The sequence below is a fragment of the Streptococcus pneumoniae genome (assembly GCA_040719455.1).
GTDB lineage: Bacteria > Bacillota > Bacilli > Lactobacillales > Streptococcaceae > Streptococcus > Streptococcus pneumoniae_G.
Genome location: JBFDTN010000001.1, coordinates 81830 through 103196, shown reverse-complemented (window position 1 = coordinate 103196; position 21367 = coordinate 81830). Strand labels below are relative to the sequence as shown.

At 41.6% G+C, this 21367-nt stretch carries 19 protein-coding genes; 3 read left to right on the top strand and 16 right to left on the bottom strand.

All coding sequences use genetic code 11. The annotated features are described in order from the left end of the window. The first annotated feature begins 173 nt into the window (after positions 1 to 173). Together AB1I63_00475 and birA are read left to right on the top strand one after the other, a co-directional pair. Positions 174 to 1193, top strand: a complete 1020-nt coding sequence (locus AB1I63_00475) for a LacI family DNA-binding transcriptional regulator (protein MEW4353370.1) — start codon at positions 174 to 176, stop codon at positions 1191 to 1193. Next, positions 1180 to 2115 (top strand): bifunctional biotin--[acetyl-CoA-carboxylase] ligase/biotin operon repressor BirA, encoded by a 936-nt coding sequence (birA, locus tag AB1I63_00470; GenBank protein MEW4353369.1) that lies wholly within the window; start codon positions 1180 to 1182, stop codon positions 2113 to 2115. Before AB1I63_00475 ends, birA begins: the two co-directional genes overlap by 14 nt. A 106-nt stretch (positions 2116 to 2221) precedes the next feature. Here birA and AB1I63_00465 read toward each other — a convergent pair whose 3' ends face one another. The 16 genes from AB1I63_00465 to AB1I63_00390 all read right to left on the bottom strand — a co-directional run bounded on the left by AB1I63_00465 (position 2222) and on the right by AB1I63_00390 (position 20683). After that, the gene (locus tag AB1I63_00465) at positions 2222 to 2641 is read right to left on the bottom strand and encodes a F0F1 ATP synthase subunit epsilon (GenBank protein ID MEW4353368.1); all 420 of its coding nucleotides are present in this window, start codon (positions 2639 to 2641) and stop codon (positions 2222 to 2224) included. Between the two features lie 10 nt (positions 2642 to 2651). After that, positions 2652 to 4058 (bottom strand): F0F1 ATP synthase subunit beta, encoded by a 1407-nt coding sequence (gene atpD, locus AB1I63_00460; protein MEW4353367.1) that lies wholly within the window; start codon positions 4056 to 4058, stop codon positions 2652 to 2654. Between the two features lie 92 nt (positions 4059 to 4150). Then, positions 4151 to 5026 (bottom strand): F0F1 ATP synthase subunit gamma, encoded by an 876-nt coding sequence (locus AB1I63_00455; GenBank protein ID MEW4353366.1) that lies wholly within the window; start codon positions 5024 to 5026, stop codon positions 4151 to 4153. A gap of 15 nt (positions 5027 to 5041) precedes the next feature. Next, positions 5042 to 6550, bottom strand: a complete 1509-nt coding sequence (atpA, locus tag AB1I63_00450) for a F0F1 ATP synthase subunit alpha (GenBank protein ID MEW4353365.1) — start codon at positions 6548 to 6550, stop codon at positions 5042 to 5044. 15 nt (positions 6551 to 6565) lie between these two features. Beyond that, entirely contained in the window at positions 6566 to 7102 is a 537-nt protein-coding gene (locus AB1I63_00445) for a F0F1 ATP synthase subunit delta (GenBank protein ID MEW4353364.1), read from the bottom strand. Further along, on the bottom strand, positions 7102 to 7596 hold the full coding sequence (atpF, locus tag AB1I63_00440; GenBank protein MEW4353363.1) for a F0F1 ATP synthase subunit B: 495 nt from the start codon (positions 7594 to 7596) through the stop codon (positions 7102 to 7104). Before atpF ends, AB1I63_00445 begins: the two co-directional genes overlap by 1 nt. Positions 7597 to 7614: 18 nt before the next feature. Continuing rightward, positions 7615 to 8307: a F0F1 ATP synthase subunit A gene (gene atpB, locus AB1I63_00435; protein MEW4353362.1), complete on the bottom strand. Its 693-nt coding sequence runs from the start codon at positions 8305 to 8307 to the stop codon at positions 7615 to 7617. A 23-nt stretch (positions 8308 to 8330) separates the two neighbouring features. Next, positions 8331 to 8531 (bottom strand): F0F1 ATP synthase subunit C, encoded by a 201-nt coding sequence (locus AB1I63_00430; GenBank protein MEW4353361.1) that lies wholly within the window; start codon positions 8529 to 8531, stop codon positions 8331 to 8333. Between the two features lie 242 nt (positions 8532 to 8773). Then, the gene (locus AB1I63_00425; protein ID MEW4353360.1) at positions 8774 to 11170 is read right to left on the bottom strand and encodes a glycogen/starch/alpha-glucan phosphorylase; all 2397 of its coding nucleotides are present in this window, start codon (positions 11168 to 11170) and stop codon (positions 8774 to 8776) included. An 18-nt stretch (positions 11171 to 11188) separates the two neighbouring features. After that, the gene (glgA, locus tag AB1I63_00420; protein MEW4353359.1) at positions 11189 to 12616 is read right to left on the bottom strand and encodes a glycogen synthase GlgA; all 1428 of its coding nucleotides are present in this window, start codon (positions 12614 to 12616) and stop codon (positions 11189 to 11191) included. Beyond that, positions 12613 to 13752, bottom strand: coding sequence for a glucose-1-phosphate adenylyltransferase subunit GlgD (glgD, locus tag AB1I63_00415; protein MEW4353358.1), 1140 nt, complete (start codon positions 13750 to 13752; stop codon positions 12613 to 12615). Before glgD ends, glgA begins: the two co-directional genes overlap by 4 nt. Then, a complete protein-coding gene (locus AB1I63_00410) occupies positions 13742 to 14884 on the bottom strand; it encodes a glucose-1-phosphate adenylyltransferase (GenBank protein MEW4353357.1) in 1143 nt (380 codons plus the stop codon). Before AB1I63_00410 ends, glgD begins: the two co-directional genes overlap by 11 nt. A gap of 85 nt (positions 14885 to 14969) precedes the next feature. Beyond that, positions 14970 to 16907 carry a 1,4-alpha-glucan branching protein GlgB gene (gene glgB / locus AB1I63_00405; protein ID MEW4353356.1) on the bottom strand — a complete coding sequence of 646 codons (1938 nt, stop codon included), beginning with the start codon at positions 16905 to 16907 and terminating at the stop codon, positions 14970 to 14972. A gap of 169 nt (positions 16908 to 17076) precedes the next feature. Further along, complete coding sequence (locus tag AB1I63_00400) at positions 17077 to 18501, bottom strand: NADP-dependent glyceraldehyde-3-phosphate dehydrogenase (protein ID MEW4353355.1); 1425 nt, start codon at positions 18499 to 18501, stop codon at positions 17077 to 17079. Positions 18502 to 18684: 183 nt separating this feature from the next. Beyond that, positions 18685 to 20418 (bottom strand): phosphoenolpyruvate--protein phosphotransferase, encoded by a 1734-nt coding sequence (ptsP, locus tag AB1I63_00395; protein MEW4353354.1) that lies wholly within the window; start codon positions 20416 to 20418, stop codon positions 18685 to 18687. A 1-nt stretch (position 20419) separates the two neighbouring features. Beyond that, positions 20420 to 20683, bottom strand: coding sequence for a phosphocarrier protein HPr (locus tag AB1I63_00390; protein ID MEW4353353.1), 264 nt, complete (start codon positions 20681 to 20683; stop codon positions 20420 to 20422). A 407-nt stretch (positions 20684 to 21090) separates the two neighbouring features. Here AB1I63_00390 and nrdH point away from each other — a divergent pair, with 407 nt between their 5' ends. Beyond that, positions 21091 to 21309, top strand: coding sequence for a glutaredoxin-like protein NrdH (gene nrdH / locus AB1I63_00385; protein ID MEW4353352.1), 219 nt, complete (start codon positions 21091 to 21093; stop codon positions 21307 to 21309). Positions 21310 to 21367: the final 58 nt, after the last annotated feature.

The following is a 21367-nucleotide window of genomic DNA, read 5'->3' as shown; positions in this document are numbered from 1 at the left end:
TTTTTTATTTATTATATCCAAGATTCAGTAAAATTTCAAACTTTATTTAGTAAATTTTTCTTACAAAAACCTTACAAATTCTCTGTTTTTTGATAAAAATTTACTAAATTTTCTTTGATTTTGGACCAAACTAGCGTATAATAACAGTAAGGAAACTAAGAAAAGGAAATTCCATGGTCAGAATCAAAGATATAGCTGAGAAAGCTGGTGTTTCATCCGCCACTGTGTCTCGGGTCCTCAATCAAGATAAGAGCCTTTCTGTGAGCGATGTAACACGACAGAATATTTTTCAAATAGCTCAAGAGCTAGGCTATCAAAAAAAGCCCAAACAAGGCACAGAAAAAATAAAGCAAAGAGGCACGATTGCCATCGTCGAATGGTACACTGAAGCCCAAGAACTCGATGATCTCTACTACTATGCTATCCGACTAGGAGTGGAAAAAAAGGCTCAGGAACTAGGATACAACATTATTCGGATTTTTAACAATGATGAGCTAGACACTTCCATAAGCATCAAAGGCATCATCGCTATTGGTAAATTTAGCGCTCAAAAGATTCACGAATTAGAAGATTACACCTCTCACATTATCTTTATTGATAGCAATACGCTCCACTATGGGCACAGTTGCGTGACGACTGATTTTGAGCATTCTGTCATTGCAGTGCTTGATTATTTCCTCGAAAATGGTCACACAAAGATTGGTATGTTAGCTGGGCAAGAGTCCACTTCTGATCAAAGAACTCTGCTCCTTGATAGCCGTTTATCAACCTTTCAAGACTATTTGACGCAAAAAGGGCTCTTTCAAGAACATTGGCTCAAGATTGGTCCATTCACAGCCGAATCTGGCTATCAACTGATGAAAGAGCTTCTCACGGAAAACTCAGACCAACTCCCTTCCGCTCTCTTTTTAGCCAATGACACCCTAGCCATGGGAGCCATCCGTGCCCTGCAAGAAGCAAGCATCAAAATTCCAAGTCAAATGAGCCTAGTCGCCTTTAATGACACTTCTATCGCGAAATATGTCTATCCACCTTTGAGCTCTGTAACAGTCTATACAGAAGAAATGGGCAAAAAAGGCTTGGAACTCCTCCATCAAGAATTAGAGAGTAATGAAAATCCCATTCCACAAATGGTCACTCTCTCCACCACCTTAACTATTCGAGAAAGTAGCAGCCTTTATGAAAACCTATGAAACACTCTTTCAACTCCTCTATGAAGCTCAAGACTATATCAGCGGTGAAAGTCTAGCAAGCCAGCTGGGGATTTCTCGCACCTCTATTTGGAAAGCTATTCAGCGCCTAGAAAAAGAAGGAATCACCATTGAGTCTGTCAAAAATAAAGGCTACAAATGGCTAGCAGGAGATCTTCTGCTCCCTGAGCAGATTGAAAAAGATTGCCAACTTCAAGTCAAGCTAAATCTGGATTGCAAGTCCACACAACTTGACGCCAAAAAAGGCATCGAAACAGGGCAAAAACCCAATACTCTGTATCTAGCTCCCTCACAACAAGCAGGCAAAGGGCGATTTGGACGTGACTACTTCTCCCCAACTCAAGGAGGGATTTATATGTCTCTTCACCTGCAACCCCAGCTCCCCTTTGACGAATTGCCCACCTATACCATCTTAGTCGCTGCTGCGATTTACAAGGCTGTCAAGGAACTGACCTTGATTGACTTAGGCATCAAATGGGTCAACGATCTCTACTATAAGGAAAAAAAAGTCGCAGGAATTTTGACCGAGGCTGTCACCTCTGTCGAAACTGGTCTCGTGACCGATGTCATTATCGGAGTGGGTTTTAATCTTGCTATTCCTTCCTTTCCCAAAGATTTAGCTCATAAGGCAACCTCCCTCTTTCCAAAAAATTGCCCCATCACCAGAAATGAACTCATCGCGAGCATCTGGAATCATTTTTTCCACACAGATCCAGAAGAACTAATTTACCTCTACCGCAAACAGTCCATCATTTTAGGCAGACACATTCATTTCCAGAAAGATGGTCATGTGCAAACTGGAATAGCAAAGGAAATCTCTGACCAAGGAAAACTCCTCGTCGAGCGTGATACCGGAGCAAGCATTTGGCTATCCAGTGGCGAAGTCTCTCTGCAAAGTTGGTAACGTCTTGATGTATCACCAAGTACCCACACTAGCTACATCATACTTCATTTGCGAATATGAACATATTAGATTAAGAAAAAAAGAACAAGTCAGCTGACTTGTTCTTTTATAAACGATTTCCGACATTGATACGGTTAATGGCTCGTTGAAGAGCGATTTTCGCACGACGTTCTTGGTCAATCAAATGTTTGTCTTGCGCTTCTTCAAGGGCTAATTCTGCACGACGTTTCGCACGTTCTGCACGGCTAATATCAATATCCCTTGCTCTTTCTGCAGAGTCTGCAACAATGGTGATGAGATTATCTGCTACTTCAATAATCCCACCATTGACCGCAATCCAATTAATGTGGTTCTCAGCATTCACACGTTGCACCTTGACCTCATCAACTGCCAAAACCGCAATCATATTTTCATGATGAGGTAAAATCCCCATCTCACCATTGATGGTTCGTACGGAAACAAAGCTCGCATGGTGATCATAAATCAGACCATCTGGCGTCACGATTTGTACTGTCATTTGAGCCATAGGTCACCTCTTAAAATCCCATCTTTTCCGCTTTTGCAATCACATCTTCGATAGAACCAACCCCACGGAAGGCATCTTCAGGAAGATGGTCATGTTTTCCGTCCAAGATTTCCTTAAAGCCACGAACGGTCTCTGCAACTGGTACATAAGAACCAGGTTGACCCGTGAATTGCTCGGCTACGTTAAAGTTTTGAGAGAGGAAGAATTGAATGCGACGTGCACGCGCAACCAAGGTCTTTTCTTCATCCGACAATTCATCCATCCCCAAAATAGCAATAATATCTTGCAATTCATGGTAACGTTGGAGGACACGTTTTACCTCTGCGGCTACTGCATAGTGCTCTTCACCGACAATTTCTGGGGAGAGAGCACGTGAGCTTGAAGCTAGTGGATCCACGGCTGGATAAATTCCCAACTGTACCAATTTACGCTCCAAGTTGGTGGTCGAATCCAAATGCGCAAAAGCAGTTGCTGGCGCTGGGTCTGTGTAGTCATCAGCTGGAACGTAGATGGCTTGAATAGAGGTTACAGAACCTTTCTTAGTTGAGGTAATCCGCTCCTGTAATTGTCCCATCTCAGTCGCTAAGGTTGGTTGGTACCCAACGGCTGATGGCATCCGTCCCAAAAGGGCAGATACTTCAGAACCCGCCTGCGTGAAGCGGAAGATATTGTCAATGAAGAGAAGTACGTCTTGACCTTCAACATCACGGAAGTACTCCGCAATGGTCAAACCAGTCAGTGCAACCCGCATCCGTGCTCCTGGCGGCTCATTCATCTGACCAAAAACCATGGCTGTCTTTTCAATAACGCCTGATTCTTTCATTTCCCAGTAAAGGTCATTTCCTTCACGCGTACGCTCTCCAACACCGGTAAATACAGAAATACCACCATGCTCTTGAGCGATATTGTGGATCAATTCTTGAATAAGCACGGTTTTCCCAACTCCGGCACCACCAAAGAGGCCAACCTTTCCACCTTTCAAATAAGGAGCAAGGAGGTCGATAACCTTAATTCCTGTTTCCAAGATTTCTGATGATGTTGATAACTCATCAAAGGTCGGCGCTTTTTTATGAATTGGCTCACGTTCAATCATCTCAGGTAGGGGAGCATCCAAATCAATCGTATCTCCCAATACGTTGAAGACCCGTCCAAGCGTTTGTCGCCCAACTGGAACAGAGATCGGACGACCTGTGTCTAATACCTCTAACCCACGTGTCAATCCATCGGTTGACTCCATGGCAATGGTCCGTACTACTCCATCTCCAAGCTCAAGAGCTACTTCAAGGACGATTTTTGATTTTTTCTCGTCATTTTTATAGACTACAAGTGCATTATTTATCTCAGGTAGCTTATCGCCAGCAGCAAACGCAACGTCCACGACTGGTCCGATGACCTGAGCAATTTTGCCTGAGCTCATCTATTTCTCCATTTCTAAGAGCTTAGAGAAACTTCTCTTTGCTCTACATTCTCATTATTCTCGTCTTCTTATTTGCACCACTAAGACAAAGATTATTCTAAGGCACTGGCACCTGCGACAATCTCTGTAATTTCCTGTGTAATCGCAGCCTGACGTGCACGATTATACTGAATGGTCAAGTCATTGATGACCTTCTTTGCGTTATCTGTTGCCGTCTGCATAGCTGTCATCCCAGCAGCATTTTCAGCCGTTTTTGCATCAATAATCGCCCCATAAATCATACTTTCTGCAAATTGGGGCAAGAGTTGATTGAGCAAATCTTCTCGATTGGTTTCAAGCGCAAAGCTGTGTTTATAATCCTCATCTGCCTCATTTGGATCAAGGTCAATGATTGGAAGCATTTGCTCTACCCGCATCTGGCTGGTCAAGCTATTGACATGGTGGTTGTAACACACATAGAGTTCGTCAAAAATCTCACTCTGATACATTTCAATCGTTTTGTTGATGATTTTACGAACCTCATCAAAACTCGGCTGGTCTGCCAAGCCACGCAATTCATAGACTGGCTGAATCCCACGAGCTTTGAAAAAGTCTGCTCCAATACCACCGATCGCAATAATGGCAAAATCATTTTTCTCATGGTAATCCGAAAGCAGCTCCATCATGCTCTTTAAAATCGTCGCATTATAGCCACCGACTAAACCACGGTCGGATGTAATAACAATGTAACCTGTCTTTTTAACAGGACGATGAATGAGCATAGGATTTTGCGAATCAAGGACTACATCTCCATGCAAAATGTCTGTGACCAAGGTCCGAACTTTTTGGGCATACACCTGAAAGTTCTTAGCTGCTTCTTCTGATTTTCCGAGCTTTGCAGCAGAGACCATCTGCATGGCATTGGTAATTTGACTGGTGTTCTTGGTGGATGCAATTTTAGTTTTTATATCATTTAACGAAACTGCCATCTGACACCTCTATTCTTATTTCTTAAAGCTTGATTGATTGATAAATTCCGTAATCGCATGATCCAAGATTTCCTCTTCTGGAAGGTCTTTCGTCGTTCTAATCACATTTAAAATATCTTCATGATGAGCTTCAAAGTAATCGTGGAATTCCGCTTCAAAGCGAACAATATCATCCACTGGAATACTATCTAAGAATCCGTGGGTCAAGGCATATAAAATCGTTACTTGTTTTTCCACAGCAAGGGGTTTATGCACTGGCTGCTTCAAAACTTCTACCGTACGACGTCCTCGGTTTAATTTTGCCTGAGTCGCTGCATCAAGGTCACTACCAAACTTGGTAAAGGCTTCTAACTCTCGGTAAGACGCTAAATCAATCCGAAGAGTACCTGCTACTTTTTTCATGGCTTTGATTTGGGCAGATCCTCCAACACGAGAAACAGATGAACCCGCATCGATCGCTGGACGAACCCCTGAGTTAAACAGACTATCACTCAAAAAAATCTGACCATCTGTGATTGAAATCACGTTAGTTGCGATATAGGCAGAAATGTCTCCTGCTTGCGTTTCGATAAATGGCAAGGCCGTAATTGATCCGCCACCTAATTCGTCAGATACCTTGGCAGAACGCTCTAACAAGCGGCTGTGAAGATAAAAAACATCTCCAGGGAAGGCTTCACGTCCTGGTGGACGACGAAGAAGGAGGGATAATTCACGATAGGCAACAGCCTGTTTTGACAAATCATCATAGACAATCAAGACGTGTTTGCCATTATACATGAACTCCTCAGCCATTGCTACCCCAGCGTAAGGCGCTAAGAAAAGTAACGGAGACGGTTGTGATGCAGAAGCAGTCACAACGATCGTATAATCCAAGGCTCCGTATTGACGAAGAGTTTCTACTTGGGTCCGAACCGTTGACTCTTTTTGACCAATCGCGACATAAATACAGATCATGTCTTGACCTTTTTGGTTCAAAATCGCATCAATCGCAATGGTGGTTTTCCCTGTCTGACGGTCTCCGATAATCAACTCCCGTTGCCCACGACCAATTGGAACCAAGGCATCAATAGCCTTCCAACCTGTCTGCAAAGGTTCAGAGACAGACTTACGCTCCATAACACCTGGTGCAGGAGCTTCCACAGGGCGCATCTTGTCTGTATGAATCTCTCCAAGTCCATCCACAGGACGTCCCAAAGGATCGACAACACGACCAATCAAGGCATCTCCAACAGGAACTTCCATGATTTTTCCAGTCCGACGAATGCTATCTCCCTCACGAATATCTGTAAAATCACCCAAGATGATAATTCCGACATCGGTTGATTCCAAGTTTTGCGCCATTCCATAAGAGCCATTTTCAAAAATCAACAACTCACCACTCATAGCATTTTCAAGACCATGAGCCCGTGCGATTCCGTCCCCAATATAGGTTACGACCCCTGTTTCTGTGACGTCAAAATTTGGCTGGAAATTTTCGATTTGTTGCTTAATTAAAGCGCTGATTTCTTGTGCGTTAATCGCCAAAATTCACACCACTTTCTATTTCAAATTTTCTTTTACTGCTTGCAATTGACGTTTAATACTCGCATCAATTGTCTTGTTATTGGCTGTCACGACGAACCCTCCGATCAGATCAGGATCCAATTCTTCTTGAAAATTGCGGACTTTCAAGTTTAATTTTTTCTCAATCATCGGAAGAAGCCGCGCTTTTTGCTCATTTGACAAAGGTTTAACAGATTTGATATGAACATCAAATTCATTGGTTAATTTTTCCAATCGTCCCAAGCTATCTACCACCATATCATAGAAATAACTTTCACGATGATTTTGGAGAATCACTTCTATAAAATGGTCTAATAACGAGGAGTCTGTCCCTTGAAACAAACGAAGAGCTTTTTCTTTTTCGGCATGATCGACACCAATATGTGATAAAAAGCCAGCAAGATGAGTTTCCTCAAAAATTGTCCGAATCTCGTACAATTTTTCAAAGACCTCTTGCTGCTGCCCTTTTTCAATCACGACTTGGACAAAAGGTGTGGTATAGGTTGATACAACCGCATATCTCTTCTTGTCCATTAAGCCTCTCCTAACTGATCAATATAGCGATCAATCAAGTCACTATGTGCCTCTTGATTTAACTCTTGTGCTAAGATTTTACTTGCTAGGCTAATCGTCAAATCAGCCACATCTTCTTTAATACCACTTAAGGCTTCAGCCTTGGTCTGAGCAATCTCTTGATTGGCTTTTTCTTTCAAGCGACCTGCTTCAAGGGCTGCTTCTGAAAGAATCCCTACCTTATTTTTCTCAGCAGTTTCCTTGGCTGTTTCGATAATGGCAGTTGCTTCTTTGCGACTACCTGCCAATTCCATTTCTCGTTTTTGTGCTAACTCTTCTGCTTTTTGTCGCGCAGCTTCTGCACTGTCAATATCATTGGTAATCTTTTGCGCACGTTCTTCAAAGGTTTTTGTGATATTTCCCCAAGCATATTTTTTAATGAGGAATAACAAAACCGCCACAGAACCTGTCACAAGAAGCATATTCCCAATTACGGTTCCTAGTGATGCTTCCATTTTTCTTCTCCTATTCTATTATGCTTCAATACCTGATTTTTTCGCCAAATACATAGTCGTTAACATGGTAAAGACATAAGCCTGTAAGAATCCGATAAACATTGAAAAGGCTGTCCAAATGATGTTAAAGCCAAAGGCAAATGGTGTCAAGAACCAGCCTGCATGAGCCATTTGGAGCAATAACCCTGTCACTACTTCCCCTGCAAAAATATTTCCATAAAGACGAAGGGCTAGAGAGAGAAAGTCTGTAAAGACTTCCAAAATATTCATGGGATTTTTATACTCAGAAGTATATTCTTTAAACCCTTGCCTGCGTGCTCCCTCAATATTGACAAATAAGCTAATGAGTAAAGACAAACCCATATCATAAAACATATTTGAGGTTGGCGAAGTCCATAGGGTATAACCACTTACTTCAATGTTCGTAAGTAACCCTAATTGATTGGCCACCAAAACAAAAGAAAAAATGGTAAACAAGAATAGAGAATAGGGTTTGACATTGTCAGCTCCAAGATTGTCCTTACCGATGCCATTTACAAGTTCGACAAAGAATTCAAGGACATTTTGCTTTTTATTAGGTTTTAGAGTCATATTGCGACTTGCAAAATAGACCAAAGCAAATACCACACCGACCGTCAAAACAGACATAGCAAGTAGGGTCAAATCAAGGGTTATAGGACCAAGATTTAAAGTTGGATGATGATTTTCCAACGGACGTCACCCCTTTTCTATGATTATTTGAGAACGAATGCCATCGCAAGGAGCACAAAGAAGGTACCTTCGATAAAGGCAACACCGAGCATCATCCCTGTTCTTAATTTATTGTACATTTCTGGTTGACGACCTGCTGAGCGCAAGAAGCTAGATACTAACAGACCTTCACCGATACTAACACCCATTACGGCTAAACCGAGAGCTAACATTGTTAAATTCATAACGAATTCTCCTCCATTTTTTTGATTTACTAAGCTATTCTAGTCCTAATTTTTTTATTTGTCAAATGTTTTCGCTATTTGGAAGCGTTTTTCAGATTTTTGTTTCACTTTTCCTGACCAATGATTCTGAGATAACATTTCTATATAAATAGGAAGAAAGTTATTTATCTTTCAAACATTCCTATTTTTTACACTTCTCTTAATAGCAAGGAGCTGGAATCATCTCCAGCTCCTTCTTGTTTTTAGCGTTCTAAATGCCAAATTTCTTGAGCATATTGTTCAATCGTATCATCGGATGTGAATTTATCTGAGGTTGCGATATTGATCAGACTCATGCGTGCCCACGCTTCTTTGTCACGATAGAGTTGATCGATTTTTTCTTGGGCTGCCACATAAGATTCAAAATCTTCTAACAAGAAATACTCATCATTATGGGTAATCAAAGCCTCATAAATCTCAGAGCCTTCGTTGCGAACATTTGGAATCGTACCATCTACAAAGCTATCTACCACACGACGAATGGTTGGATTGCTTTCATATAGACCGCGTGAGTAATAATCATGCTGTTCATAATGGCGATAGACTTGGTCTTTATCCATTCCAAAGATGACAATATTCTCATCGCCAACCTCATCTTTAATCTCGATGTTGGCTCCATCTAAGGTAGCTAGCGTAATAGCACCTGTCATCATGAATTTCATGTTGGACGTTCCTGATGCTTCTTTAGAAGCAAGTGAGATCTGCTCAGAGACATCCGCTGCTGGGATGATTAACTCTGCAAGGCTGACACGGTAATTTTCAAGGAACACGACCTTGAGTTTGCCTTGTAGGCTGTCATCGTGATTGACGAGATTAGCCACTTCATTGATGAGCTTGATCACTGATTTTGCAAAATGATAGCCTGGTGCTGCCTTAGCTCCAAAGATAAAGACGCGTGGAACCATGTCTTTATCAGGATTATCCTTCAAATCCCAGTATAATTTCAAGATATGTAAGAGATTGAGGAGTTGACGTTTATAGGCATGCAGACGCTTGACCTGCACATCAAAAATCGCTTCGGTGGAAACTTCAACGCCTGTTGTTTCTGCGATAAAGCGGGCTAAACGAGCTTTTGCTTCTTGCTTCACACGGTAGAAATCAGCTAGGACTTGCTTGTCATCCTTATAGTCCAAAAGCTTGCGTAATTGGTGAATGTCCTTACGCCAACCTTTACCAATCACATGATCGATTTCCTTTGACAACGGCTCGTCTGCAATTTGCAGCCATCTGCGTTGCACAATTCCGTTGGTTTTATTGTTAAACTTCTCTGGATAAATGGCATAGAAATCACGCAAGGTATCTTCTTTGAGCAATTCCGTATGCAATTTTGCAACACCATTGATTGAATGCCCTCCGATAATGGCAAGATGAGCCATATGGATCTGGTCATCTTTTACAATCCGCGTATGCTCAATCATCGCTGCGTCAATTCCACGCGCTGCCATTTCTGCAACATAGCGATGATCAATTTCTAAGATAATTTGATATACTCGTGGAAGAACAGATTTAAAGAGTTCAGCATCCCATTTTTCCAAGGCTTCTGATAGAATCGTGTGGTTGGTGTAGCTCATAGTTTGCACAGTTGTCTCCCATGCATCTGCCCAATCCAAGCCATAATCATCCATCAAAATTCGCATAAATTCAGCCGGTGCTACCGCTGGGTGCGTATCGTTGATGTGTACGGATACCTTCTCGTGAATACGCTCAAGAGGCAACCCTTGCTTCAGATAGGATTTGATGATGGTCTGCAAACCTGCACTGGTCATGAAATACTCTTGAATCAAGCGCAATTCTTTTCCTTCATAGCTCGAATCATCTGGATACAAGATGGCAGTGATATCTGTCACCTTACGGCGGTCTTCAATGGTTGGGTACTCCATTTCATGCTCGATTGGAATTTCCACATCCCAAAGACGCAGATTATTGACAACATCATTTTCAAAGCCAATTTGCGGTACGTCATAAGGCACAGCTCGCAAGGTCTTAGAATTTTCATAAACCGGAACCACTCGCCCTTCGTCATTCACCCCAAGGTAAACATGACCGAAGATTTTTACATCGACAATATCGTGGTCTTTGCGGATTTCCCAGACATTCCCAAGGCTGCCAAACCAATCATCTGGCAGTTCAATCTGATACCCGTCCACGATTTTTTGCTTAAAGAGTCCGTAGCGATAGCGAATCCCATTTCCAAAACCAGGATAGCCAGTCGTTGCTAGAGAGTCCATAAAAGCTGCTGCTAAACGCCCTAAACCGCCATTTCCTAGCGCCATATCATGCTCTGCTCGCTTAACAGCTGTAAAGTCGATTCCTAGCTCATCAAAGCCATCTTTGATGACATCCAAAATGCCTAGATTGAGCAAATTGGTCTCAAGCATACGCCCAGGGAGAAATTCAATAGAGAAATAATAGGCAATTTTTTGCTTATCTTCTACCAATTGATTGCGACGTTTGAGCCACATGGGGGTAATGTATTTGCGAATGGTGCGTGCCAAGGCTTGGAAAAGCTCTGTCGGTGTTGCATCGCTCACCTTAATTAACTGCTCTTCATGCAGGACATCTTTAAAATCTCGAATAAATTGTTCTTTTGTAAGTTCCATCTTCCTATCTTTCTGTTCCTAGAGTGATTGATATAAATCGCTATACGCTTGACTGGCTGTATCCCAAGAGAAATCACGTTCCATAGCTTGGTACTGAAGATTTCTCCAGCTCGCAGGAGCATGGTAATAAAGCCCGATAGCATTTTTAAAGGTTTCCGTCAACCAATAGCCTGAAAAATTATTAAAGCTAAATCCTGTTCCGCTTCCTGTAAAGGCATTATAGGCCTCTACCGTATCACGCAATCCTCCCACTTCATTGACAAGTGGCAAGGTTCCATAGCGCATAGCCATCATTTGAGACAAACCACATGGTTCAAAACGGCTCGGCATGAGGAACAGATCACAGGCAGCATAGATTTCCTGAGCCAAGGTCACATCAAAAGTGATATTGGCTGATAATTTTTCTGGATAGGCTGCACTAAACCATGAAAATGCCTGTTCAAAGGCGGGATCTCCTGTCCCTAAGACCACAATCTGTACATCTTCCTGCAAGAGATGATGCAATTCAGATACCACCAAATCAAATCCTTTTTGACGAGTCAAGCGTGAAACAATCCCCACCAAAGGCACTTCTGCTCGTACAGGCAAGCCTACCTTCTCTTGAAGAGCACGTTTATTCTTCGCCTTACCAGCCAAGTCATCTTTCGTAAAATGGTAAGTTAAAAGTGGATCTGTTTCTGGATTGTACAAGTCAGCGTCAATCCCATTGACAATTCCTAGAACTTTTCCTGACTCCATACGAATGATTTGATCCAAATCACAGCCAAACTCTGGAGTCATAATCTCATGTGCATAGCTTGGTGATACAGTCGTCACACGATCCGCATACAAAATCCCAGCCTTCATCCAGTTTAAGCAATCATTCCAGCGTAGCGTACCATCTTCATAGCGCTCAAATCCCACACCAAATAAATCACCGAGCATGCCTGGGTTAAACTGACCTTGGAATTCCAAATTATGAATGGTTAAAACCAATTTCATGCTTTGATACGCCTGAATCCAATGGTATTTTTCCTTAACGAGATAAGGAATCATGGCTGTATGATAATCATGCACATGAAGCACATCTGGGATAAACTGAACCTTTTCCATCAACTCAATCGCAGCTAATTGGAAAAAGGCAAAGCGCTCACCATCATCAAAATCTCCATAGACATGACCACGGAAGAAATAGTATTGATTATCAATGAAATAGAAGGTTACTCCATCTAGTACCATCCGTTTCACACCAGCATACTGACGACGCCAGCCAACTTGCACTTCAAAATGGAAGCAATCTTCTACTTGATGACCAAACTTTTTCTCTACCATATCGTAATAAGGCAAAATCACTCCAACTTCATGCCCCTTTTTCACCAGAGATTTTGGGAGAGCCCCAATGACATCTCCCAATCCTCCAGTTTTAGAAAATGGAGCCCCTTCAGCGGCTACAAATAAAACTTTCATCCGATTCGATCCTCTAAAACTTTTTCACCTTTCTTAATCACAAGTGGGTTATCTGCTGTTCCTCGCACAACCAATCCCGGTGCAATCTCTACACCCTTATCCAAAATTGCATACTCAACCGTAGCACCTTCGCCAACTTTGACCCGTGGGAATAAAATACTATGCTTGATATGGCTGCCTTCTTTTAGGTGTGTATTTCTGGATACTACCGAGTACTCGACTTTTCCTTCAACAATGCTACCTGAAGCAAACTGAGACATCGCTACATCTGAACCAACTGCATAGTAGGTTGGCTCTTCATTTTTCACCTTGGTATAAATCTTTTGATTTGGCGTAAAGAGTGAGTAGAATTTTTGGTGCTCTAGCATATCCATATTTGCCTTGAAGTAGGTTGGAATAGAGTGGATATTCGCTAGATAGCCTGTATATTCATAGGCAAATGCACCAACTTCTGCTGCCAATTCACGGAGCACATAGCGTAATTTTTCTGGATGCTCTTTTTGAAGTTCTAACTCTAAGCGCTCAATCAACCACGGTGTGTCCACGACAAAGATATCTGTGGACATATTGTAAAATTCTTGCTCTACTCGTGCGTCAAAAAGTTTGTGCCCTTTTACATGGTCAGTTTCATCGACATCCAAAATAGCATTCACTTCTGAAATATCCTGTTTTGGCAATTTTTTATAGACCACTGTAATCGGTTGATCTGTTGTATTGTGCAAATGAAAGACTTGATTCAAGTCGATATTGGTCAACACATCACAGTTAAGAGAAACTGTTTGGTTACTGCCAGAGCGTTTGAGATAAGTCAAGAGCTGCTCATAATATTCTTTGCCGACCGTGCTACTTTCTACGCGAGTATTGTAAATTCCTAGATAGTAGTGGCTAAGAAGGGTTGAAAGTCCCCATTCACGTCCACTACGAATATGGTCAAAGACAGAACTGATATTATCTTGCTGGAAGATACCAAAGATGCTTCTTACTCCTGCATTAGCAAGGCTAGACAAGGGAAAGTCAATCAAGCGATATTTCCCACCGAATGGCAAACTTGCCACTGGACGGTGCTCTGTCAAAAAGGACATATCATGGAATCCAACGGTATTCCCTAAAATTGCTGAGTATTTATCAATCTTCATCTACTGGTACCCCCACTCTTTCATTATAGCCGACAACTTGTACTTCCTCTGCGCCGTCAATCTCCACACCTTCTGAAATGATTGCTCCTTCACCAATGATTGCGCGTTTAATCTTAGCACCTTGGCCGATAATAGCACCACTCATAATCACTGAATCTTCAACTACCGCGCCTTTACGAACTTGCGCTTCTGTGGAGAGAATCGAGTGTTTTACCGTACCATCCACGAAGCAACCATCTACAACCAAGGAATCTTCTACTTGAGCCTCTTCGCCAAAGAAGTTTGGTGGTGAGATGAGGTTGCGAGAGTAAATCTTCCATTGACGATTGCGACTATCAAGGGCATTGTTCGGGTCAATATATTCCATATTAGCTTCCCAGAGCGACTCAATGGTTCCCACGTCCTTCCAGTATCCTTTAAATTCATAAGCATACACACTTTCGCCAGACTCTAAGTAGTTTGGAATGACATTTTTCCCAAAGTCAGACATATCTACCGCATTTTTCTCAGCAGCGACTAGCATGTTGCGGAGCCGCTGCCAGTCAAAAATGTAAATTCCCATAGAAGCCTTAGTAGATTTTGGTTCTGCTGGTTTTTCTTCAAATTCCACAATTCGATTGTTCGCATCTGTATTCATAATTCCAAAGCGGCTGGCTTCTTTCAACGGAACATCAAGCACCGCAACTGTTAAACTAGCTGCATTGTCCTTATGGGATTGGAGCATATCGTCGTAGTCCATTTTATAGATATGATCCCCAGACAAAATCAAGACATACTCAGGATTGATACTATCAATGTAATCAATATTTTGATAAATGGCATGACTGGTTCCTTCAAACCAACGATTCCCCTCGCTTGCAGAATAAGGTTGCAAAATCGATACCCCTGCATTGATCCCATCTAAGCCCCAGCTAGAACCATTTCCGATATGGTTATTTAAGGCAAGCGGTTGGTATTGAGTAATGACCCCTACATTTCGAATCCCAGAGTTGGCACAGTTGGATAGGGCAAAATCAATAATTCGATAACGTCCTCCAAACTGAACCGCAGGTTTTGCGATACTCTGCGTAAGTTTCCCAAGACGTGTTCCTTGCCCACCAGCAAGAATCAAGGCTAACATTTCATTCTTCATAGATTTCTCCTGTCTAAGATAAGGACGAGGTGAAAAGTTAAAAGCTTATTCTTTTTCACTCTTCACCTGAGTGCTAGGTCTCACGCTAGGCTTCTTCTTTAAAATCAGCTTCTAGCGTTTCTTTTGCTTGTTTGCGGAAACGGTTTGTTTTTGCGCGACGCTTGATTTTCCAAATGCTGGCACCTAAGGCTGGCAAAGTAAAGCTCAAGGTCTGCTCATAATCTTTCCATTTCTGCATTTTTGTCTGTACTGCTTGATTGTGTTCTTTCCAAACTCCTCCCCACTGTTCTAGTTCTGTATTCCAGATTTCTTCATAAAGTCCTGCAACAGGCACTCCGATGGTAAAGTGAGGTCGCTCGACTGGTGCCATGTTAAAGATACACACGAGAAGATCTCCATCCTCATTTTGCCGTGCAAAGCTCAAGACACTTTCATCGCGGTTATCCGCATCAATAATATCAATCCCATCATAGCTATGATCAATTTCCCATAAGACACGGTGGCTCTTATAAAATTGGTTGAGCTCGGATGTGAAATGCTGCATTTTTGCATTCATCTCATCTGCCAAATCTCGCCATTCGAGGGCTTCTTCTGACTTCCATTCCAAGAATTGTCCCCATTCGCTACCCATAAAGAGAAGTTTTTTCCCAGGATGACAGATCTGGTAGGTGTAGAGATTCCGCAATCCTGCAAATTGATTGTAGCGATCGCCCCACATCTTATGCATCATGCTTTTCTTTCCATGGACAACCTCATCATGAGAAAATGGCAACAGGTAATTTTCCGAAAAAGCATACATAAAACTAAAGGTCACCAGGTTGAAATCATGCTTGCGATAAATCGGATCTTCTTCGTAAAAACGTAGAATATCATTCATCCAGCCCATATTCCACTTGTAATCAAATCCCAAGCCTCCTAGCTCTTTTGGTCCTGTAATTTTGGTATAGCTGGTGCTTTCTTCGGCAATCATCATCACATCTGGATGAGCGAGCTTAATCACTGTATTGAGCCGTTCAAGGAAATAATAGCCTTCGTAATTGCGATTTCCTCCATCTTTATTCGGCTGCCATGGACCGCTGTCGTAGTCTAAATAGAGCATATTGCTCACCGCATCCACTCGAACACCGTCCAAATGATAAAAATCAATCCAAAATTTTAGGCTTGAAATCAAGAAAGACTGGACTTGGTTTTTCCCTAAATCAAAGTTCATGGCTCCCCAGCCATAATTGTGGGCACGGTCATAATCTTGGTATTCAAAGGTCGGCGTGCCATCATAGTAGGCAAGGGCATCATCATTGATGGTAAAATGCCCCGGTACCCAATCGACAATAACTCCGATATTGTTTAAATGACATTCCTCAACAAAGTCTTGAAATTCCTCAGGAGTGCCGTAGGTAGACTCAAAGGCGAAGTAGCCCATGAGCTGATAGCCCCAGCTAAGCCCCAAAGGATGAGCCATGAGAGGCAGAAACTCCACATGCGTGTAATTCATCTCTACCAGATAAGGAATCAACTCCTCTTTTAGCTGAGAAAAGCGATAGGATGTTCCATCCTCATTCCTCCTCCAAGATCCTGCATGCACCTCATAGATATTAACAGGACGAGAGAAAAATCCTAACTTCTTCCGCCGTGCTAGCCAAAGACCATCTCGCCATTTTTTCTCAGATACCGTGTGAATCACAGCTCCCGTTCCAGGACGTTTTTCAAAGGAAATGGCAAACGGATCAATCTTTAAGATTTCCTGACCATTGTGACGCCTGATATTGTACTTGTAAATATCTCCTTCTTGAGGTAAGTCTGTAAAGACTTCCCAAACACCTCCCTCATTTCTAACCATTGGGATTTGTCCCTCATGCCAAGCCGTAAAATCACCAATCAGATGAACAGCTTGGGCATTGGGTGCCCAGACACGGAAAACATATCCTTTTTTCCCATCTAACTCTCTAGGATGAACACCTAGATAGTGCTGAAGATGAAAGTTTTCCCCTGTTTCAAAGGTTCTCAACGCCTCTAATTCATTCATGTTATCACCTGCTTTTGTAAGCGTTTTCTATATCTCTATTTTACTATTTTTTAGCTTGTTTTTCAAGGTCTTTTTCGTTCTATTTTGTGAAAATTTCAGTTCGTATATACATATAAATTCCCTTCTTCGTTTGTGAAGAAAAAAGGCCGCAAAAAAGAGCCTTTCTCACTTATTTTACATCAAATACAATCGATTTCACTTGTGTCATTGCTTCAATACTATACCTAATTCCTTGCACACCTGCACCAGACCCCTTGATACCTAAGAATGGGAAATTATCCGGTCCTCGTTGCGTTTTATGATTGATATGGACTGTTCCGACTTCTAATTTCTCTGCAATCTCAAAGGCTTTTGGAAAATCATTGGTAAAGACAGAAGATTGCAAACCAAATTCTGATTGATTACAAATCGCGACTCCTTCTTCAATAGATGAAATACGAATGATTGGTAAAACTGGTCCAAATGGCTCTTCCCACGCCACATCCATCTCTAAGCTCACATGGTCAAACAGAGCTGGCCAAATAAGATTTCCCTCGCGTTTTAACGGTGTAAGAGCCGTAGCTCCTTTTTCTTTAGCATCCTCGATTAAATTCCAGATAAAATCAGCCGACTGATGGTCAATAACGGGTGTAATATCCGCATTGTCAAATGGATTCCCCACTGTCAATTTCTCGACCTCTGCTTGGATAAGACGAGCAAGCTCATCTGCCACACTCTCCATGACAAGCACTCGTTTAATCGCTGTGCAACGTTGACCAGAGTAACTATAAGCACCAGAAACGATTTGTTTAGCCGCATGTTCTAAATCTGCGTCTTCTAAGACAAGCGCGGCATCTTTACCACCCAATTCCAGCATAATCGGACGCATACCAGCTAATTTACCAATTCGCTCTCCAATCGGTGTTGAACCAGTGAAATTGATAAAATTCACTTCCTTATGCTCAATGATATAATCCCCAATCTCAGAGCCGCGACCTGTAATGGTATTAAAGACACCAGCAGGCAAACCCGCTTCCGCAAAAGCCTTGGCTAGCAATAATCCTGAAATAGAACCTTGCGTTGGTGGCTTAAACATGACCACATTTCCTCCAATGAGAGCCGGTGCAATTTTTGAAGCAGAGAGGTTCACAGGATAGTTAAAAGGTGCAATAGCAAGAACCACTCCCACAGGCTCTCTGCGGACTACCGCTAATTTTTTCTTACTTGCAGCCTCAAAACCGCCACCTTCCATAACCTGCCCATGAATACGGATTCCTTCTTCTGCTGCATATCGAATCAAATCAGCAGTCCGAACCACTTCACTAATGGCTACCTTAATTCCTTTTGCGACTTCTTTTGCGAGAATTTCACCAATTTTTTCTTGATCACGCTCTAAAATATCTGCCACCTTGTGCAAATAGTGAGCACGCTCCACCGCAGATAAGGTACGCCAAAAAGGCAAAACTACACGAGCCTTTTCCATTGCAATATCTACTTCTTCCTGTGTCATTGCAGGTACTGTTCCCAAAATTTCTCCGTTAATCGGAGAGGAAATCGTAATCTCCTTTGCAGAGGATTTCCACTCTCCATTGATATAATTCTGATATTGTATCAAATTTCTTCCTCCAACAAGTTAATGTTTCTCTATTTTACCAAAAATTCTGAAAATTTCAAGAATTCTTTTGCAAAATATTGAATATTTGGAAAAATAAAACAGAAATGCAATATTTGATTAAAAATAATCTTAAAAAAGAAAAAACTGCTAGAAAGATATTCTAACAGTTTTTCAGATGATGACTTAGTCAAAATCAACGTATTCTTTTTCTAATTCAAGAACTTCTTCCATTGTTGCACATTCTGTCAATGCACGTTCTGCAAGTTCTTGCATTTTCTTCGTATCCAATTTCTTCATCAAGCTACGAGTACGAAGGACAGAAGTTGCACTCATTGAGAACTCATCCAAGCCCATACCTACAAGAAGTGGTACAGCTGTTTGGTCTCCTGCCATTTCTCCACACATACCAGCCCACTTGCCTTCTGCATGTGCTGCTTTGATTACATTGTTAATCAAGCGAAGGATTGATGGGTTGTATGGTTGGTACAAGTATGAAACTTGCTCATTCATACGGTCAGCAGCCATTGTGTATTGGATAAGGTCATTTGTACCAATTGAGAAGAAGTCAACTTCTTTGGCAAATTGATCCGCAAGCATTGCTGCTGCTGGAATCTCAATCATGATACCTACTTCAATATTATCTGCAACTGCTACACCTTCTGCAATCAATTTCGCTTTTTCTTCTTCATAGATAGCTTTTGCTGCACGGAATTCCGTCACAAGCGCCACCATTGGGAACATGATACGGAGTTGTCCATGAACAGACGCACGAAGAAGGGCACGTAATTGCGTACGGAACATTTGATTTCCAGTCTCAGAGATAGAGATACGAAGGGCACGGAAACCAAGGAATGGATTCATTTCATGTGGAAGATCGAAGTAAGGAAGCTCCTTATCTCCACCGATATCCATTGTACGAACGACAACAGGCTTACCATTCATGCCTTCAAGAACAGCCTTGTAGGCTTCGTATTGCTCATCTTCTGTTGGAAAATCTTGTGAGTCCATGTAAAGGAACTCTGTACGGTAAAGACCAACAGCTTCTGCACCATTTTCATTAACACCTTCAACGTCTTTAGGTGTACCAATGTTTGCAGCAAGCTCAAAATGTTTGCCATCAGCTGTCACAGTTTTCGTATCTTTCAAAAGAGCCCATTCTGCTTTTTGCTTCGCATAGGCTTCGCCAGCTGCTTTAAATTCTGCAATTTGCTCGTCTGTTGGGTTGATGAGAACCTCACCTGTAATCCCGTTAGCAGCAATCACATCGCCATCTTTCACACGCTCTGTGATATTATTTGTTCCAAGAACAGCTGCAATTTCAAGTGTACGAGCCATAATAGCTGAGTGGCTTGTACGTCCACCAATGTTTGTCACAAATGCTTTTACAAAGTTTTTATCTAATTGTGCAGTGTCTGATGGAGTCAAGTCATGCGCAATGACAATCACTTCTTCGTTAATCATCGCAGGATTTGGCAAGCGAACACCAAGGAGGTGAGAAAGTACACGTTTAGTCACGTCACGGATATCTGCTGCACGCTCTTGCATGTATGGATTATCATCCATACCTTCAAAGATCGTGATAAACATATCTGTTACTTCTTTCAAGCCTGCTTCTGCATTGACTTGTTTTGCACGAATTGTCTCTTTAATCTGACCAACCATTTCTGGGTCAGCAAGAACCATTAAGTGAGCGTCAAATACTTGCGCTGCTTCTTCGCCTAAGCTATCTACTGCTTTTTCACGGATAACAGAAAGCTCGTTTTGTGAAGCTTCAAGAGCTGCATCCAAACGAGCCTCTTCTGCGTTTGTATCTTCGACTGAAACAGTCTCAAATGACAAGTCCGGTTGAACGAGTAGATATGCTTTAGCAACGGCAACACCATCTGATGCTGCAATTCCTTTAAGCATTTCTGTCATTTTATGCCAAACCCTCTTTTTCCATTGTTTCTGAGATTGCAGCGATAGCATCATCTGCATCTGCACCTTCAGCTGAAATCGTTACATCAGCACCTTGACCAACACCAAGACTCATAACACCCATGATTGATTTAAGGTTTACTGATTTACCTTTGTACTCAAGAGTGATGTCTGATGCAAATTTGCTAGCTGTTTGAACAAGCAAAGTTGCTGGACGTGCGTGAATACCTGTTTCTGCCACAATGTGGAAATCTTTAGAAGCCATAATTTGACTCTCCTTTAATGTTTTTCTTTTTGTTAGGTTATGTGATAACCCTTACAATTTTAAATTATACCATCTTTGAAAAATTTTTTCAAGAATTTTATGTATTTTCTCCTCGCCTTTTTTATGAGAATTACAGAAAGTACTGTAAAACGAGATTTTCAAAACTAGATAAAGAAGAACTATATTTAGGAAATTTTATGGAGAATTCTTTTTCTTAAAATCGCTAGTTTCTCTTGTCTTTCCTTGTTTTCTAAGACTTTGCTTTCATTTCCAATAGTTACTATATCTTGTGTTTTTTGTTGTTTTTTAGAATATATAGGCACAATATTTAGGATTTTTTTAGTTGACAATTCTATTTTTTTTCGATATACTTTGTCCATACTGTTTTAAAAAAAGGAGTTCCTCTAATGGTCACCATTTATTCAAAGAATAATTGTGTTCAATGCAAGATGACAAAACGTTTTTTGGACACAAACCATGTCGCTTATAAAGAGATTAACCTAGATGAGCAACCAGAATATATCGAACATGTGAAAAATCTTGGTTTTAATGCCGCTCCAGTCGTGCAAACACCGACTGAAGCTTTCTCTGGCTTCCAACCAGGAAAACTAAAGAAATTATCCTAAAAGAACCTCTGACGAACTTGTCTACAACTAAAAAGACAAGTCTACACACGTCAACCTT

Coding starts and splice junctions, on each gene's coding strand:
- AB1I63_00475 (MEW4353370.1), top strand. CDS start 174: ATGGTCAGAATCAAAGATATAGCTGAGAAAGCTGGTGTTTCATCCGCC.
- birA (MEW4353369.1), top strand. CDS start 1,180: ATGAAAACCTATGAAACACTCTTTCAACTCCTCTATGAAGCTCAAGAC.
- AB1I63_00465 (MEW4353368.1), bottom strand. CDS start 2,641: ATGGCTCAAATGACAGTACAAATCGTGACGCCAGATGGTCTGATTTAT.
- atpD (MEW4353367.1), bottom strand. CDS start 4,058: ATGAGCTCAGGCAAAATTGCTCAGGTCATCGGACCAGTCGTGGACGTT.
- AB1I63_00455 (MEW4353366.1), bottom strand. CDS start 5,026: ATGGCAGTTTCGTTAAATGATATAAAAACTAAAATTGCATCCACCAAG.
- AB1I63_00445 (MEW4353364.1), bottom strand. CDS start 7,102: ATGGACAAGAAGAGATATGCGGTTGTATCAACCTATACCACACCTTTT.
- atpF (MEW4353363.1), bottom strand. CDS start 7,596: ATGGAAGCATCACTAGGAACCGTAATTGGGAATATGCTTCTTGTGACA.
- AB1I63_00430 (MEW4353361.1), bottom strand. CDS start 8,531: ATGAATTTAACAATGTTAGCTCTCGGTTTAGCCGTAATGGGTGTTAGT.
- AB1I63_00425 (MEW4353360.1), bottom strand. CDS start 11,170: ATGGAACTTACAAAAGAACAATTTATTCGAGATTTTAAAGATGTCCTG.
- glgA (MEW4353359.1), bottom strand. CDS start 12,616: ATGAAAGTTTTATTTGTAGCCGCTGAAGGGGCTCCATTTTCTAAAACT.
- glgD (MEW4353358.1), bottom strand. CDS start 13,752: ATGAAGATTGATAAATACTCAGCAATTTTAGGGAATACCGTTGGATTC.
- AB1I63_00410 (MEW4353357.1), bottom strand. CDS start 14,884: ATGAAGAATGAAATGTTAGCCTTGATTCTTGCTGGTGGGCAAGGAACA.
- glgB (MEW4353356.1), bottom strand. CDS start 16,907: ATGAATGAATTAGAGGCGTTGAGAACCTTTGAAACAGGGGAAAACTTT.
- ptsP (MEW4353354.1), bottom strand. CDS start 20,418: ATGACAGAAATGCTTAAAGGAATTGCAGCATCAGATGGTGTTGCCGTT.
- AB1I63_00390 (MEW4353353.1), bottom strand. CDS start 20,683: ATGGCTTCTAAAGATTTCCACATTGTGGCAGAAACAGGTATTCACGCA.
- nrdH (MEW4353352.1), top strand. CDS start 21,091: ATGGTCACCATTTATTCAAAGAATAATTGTGTTCAATGCAAGATGACA.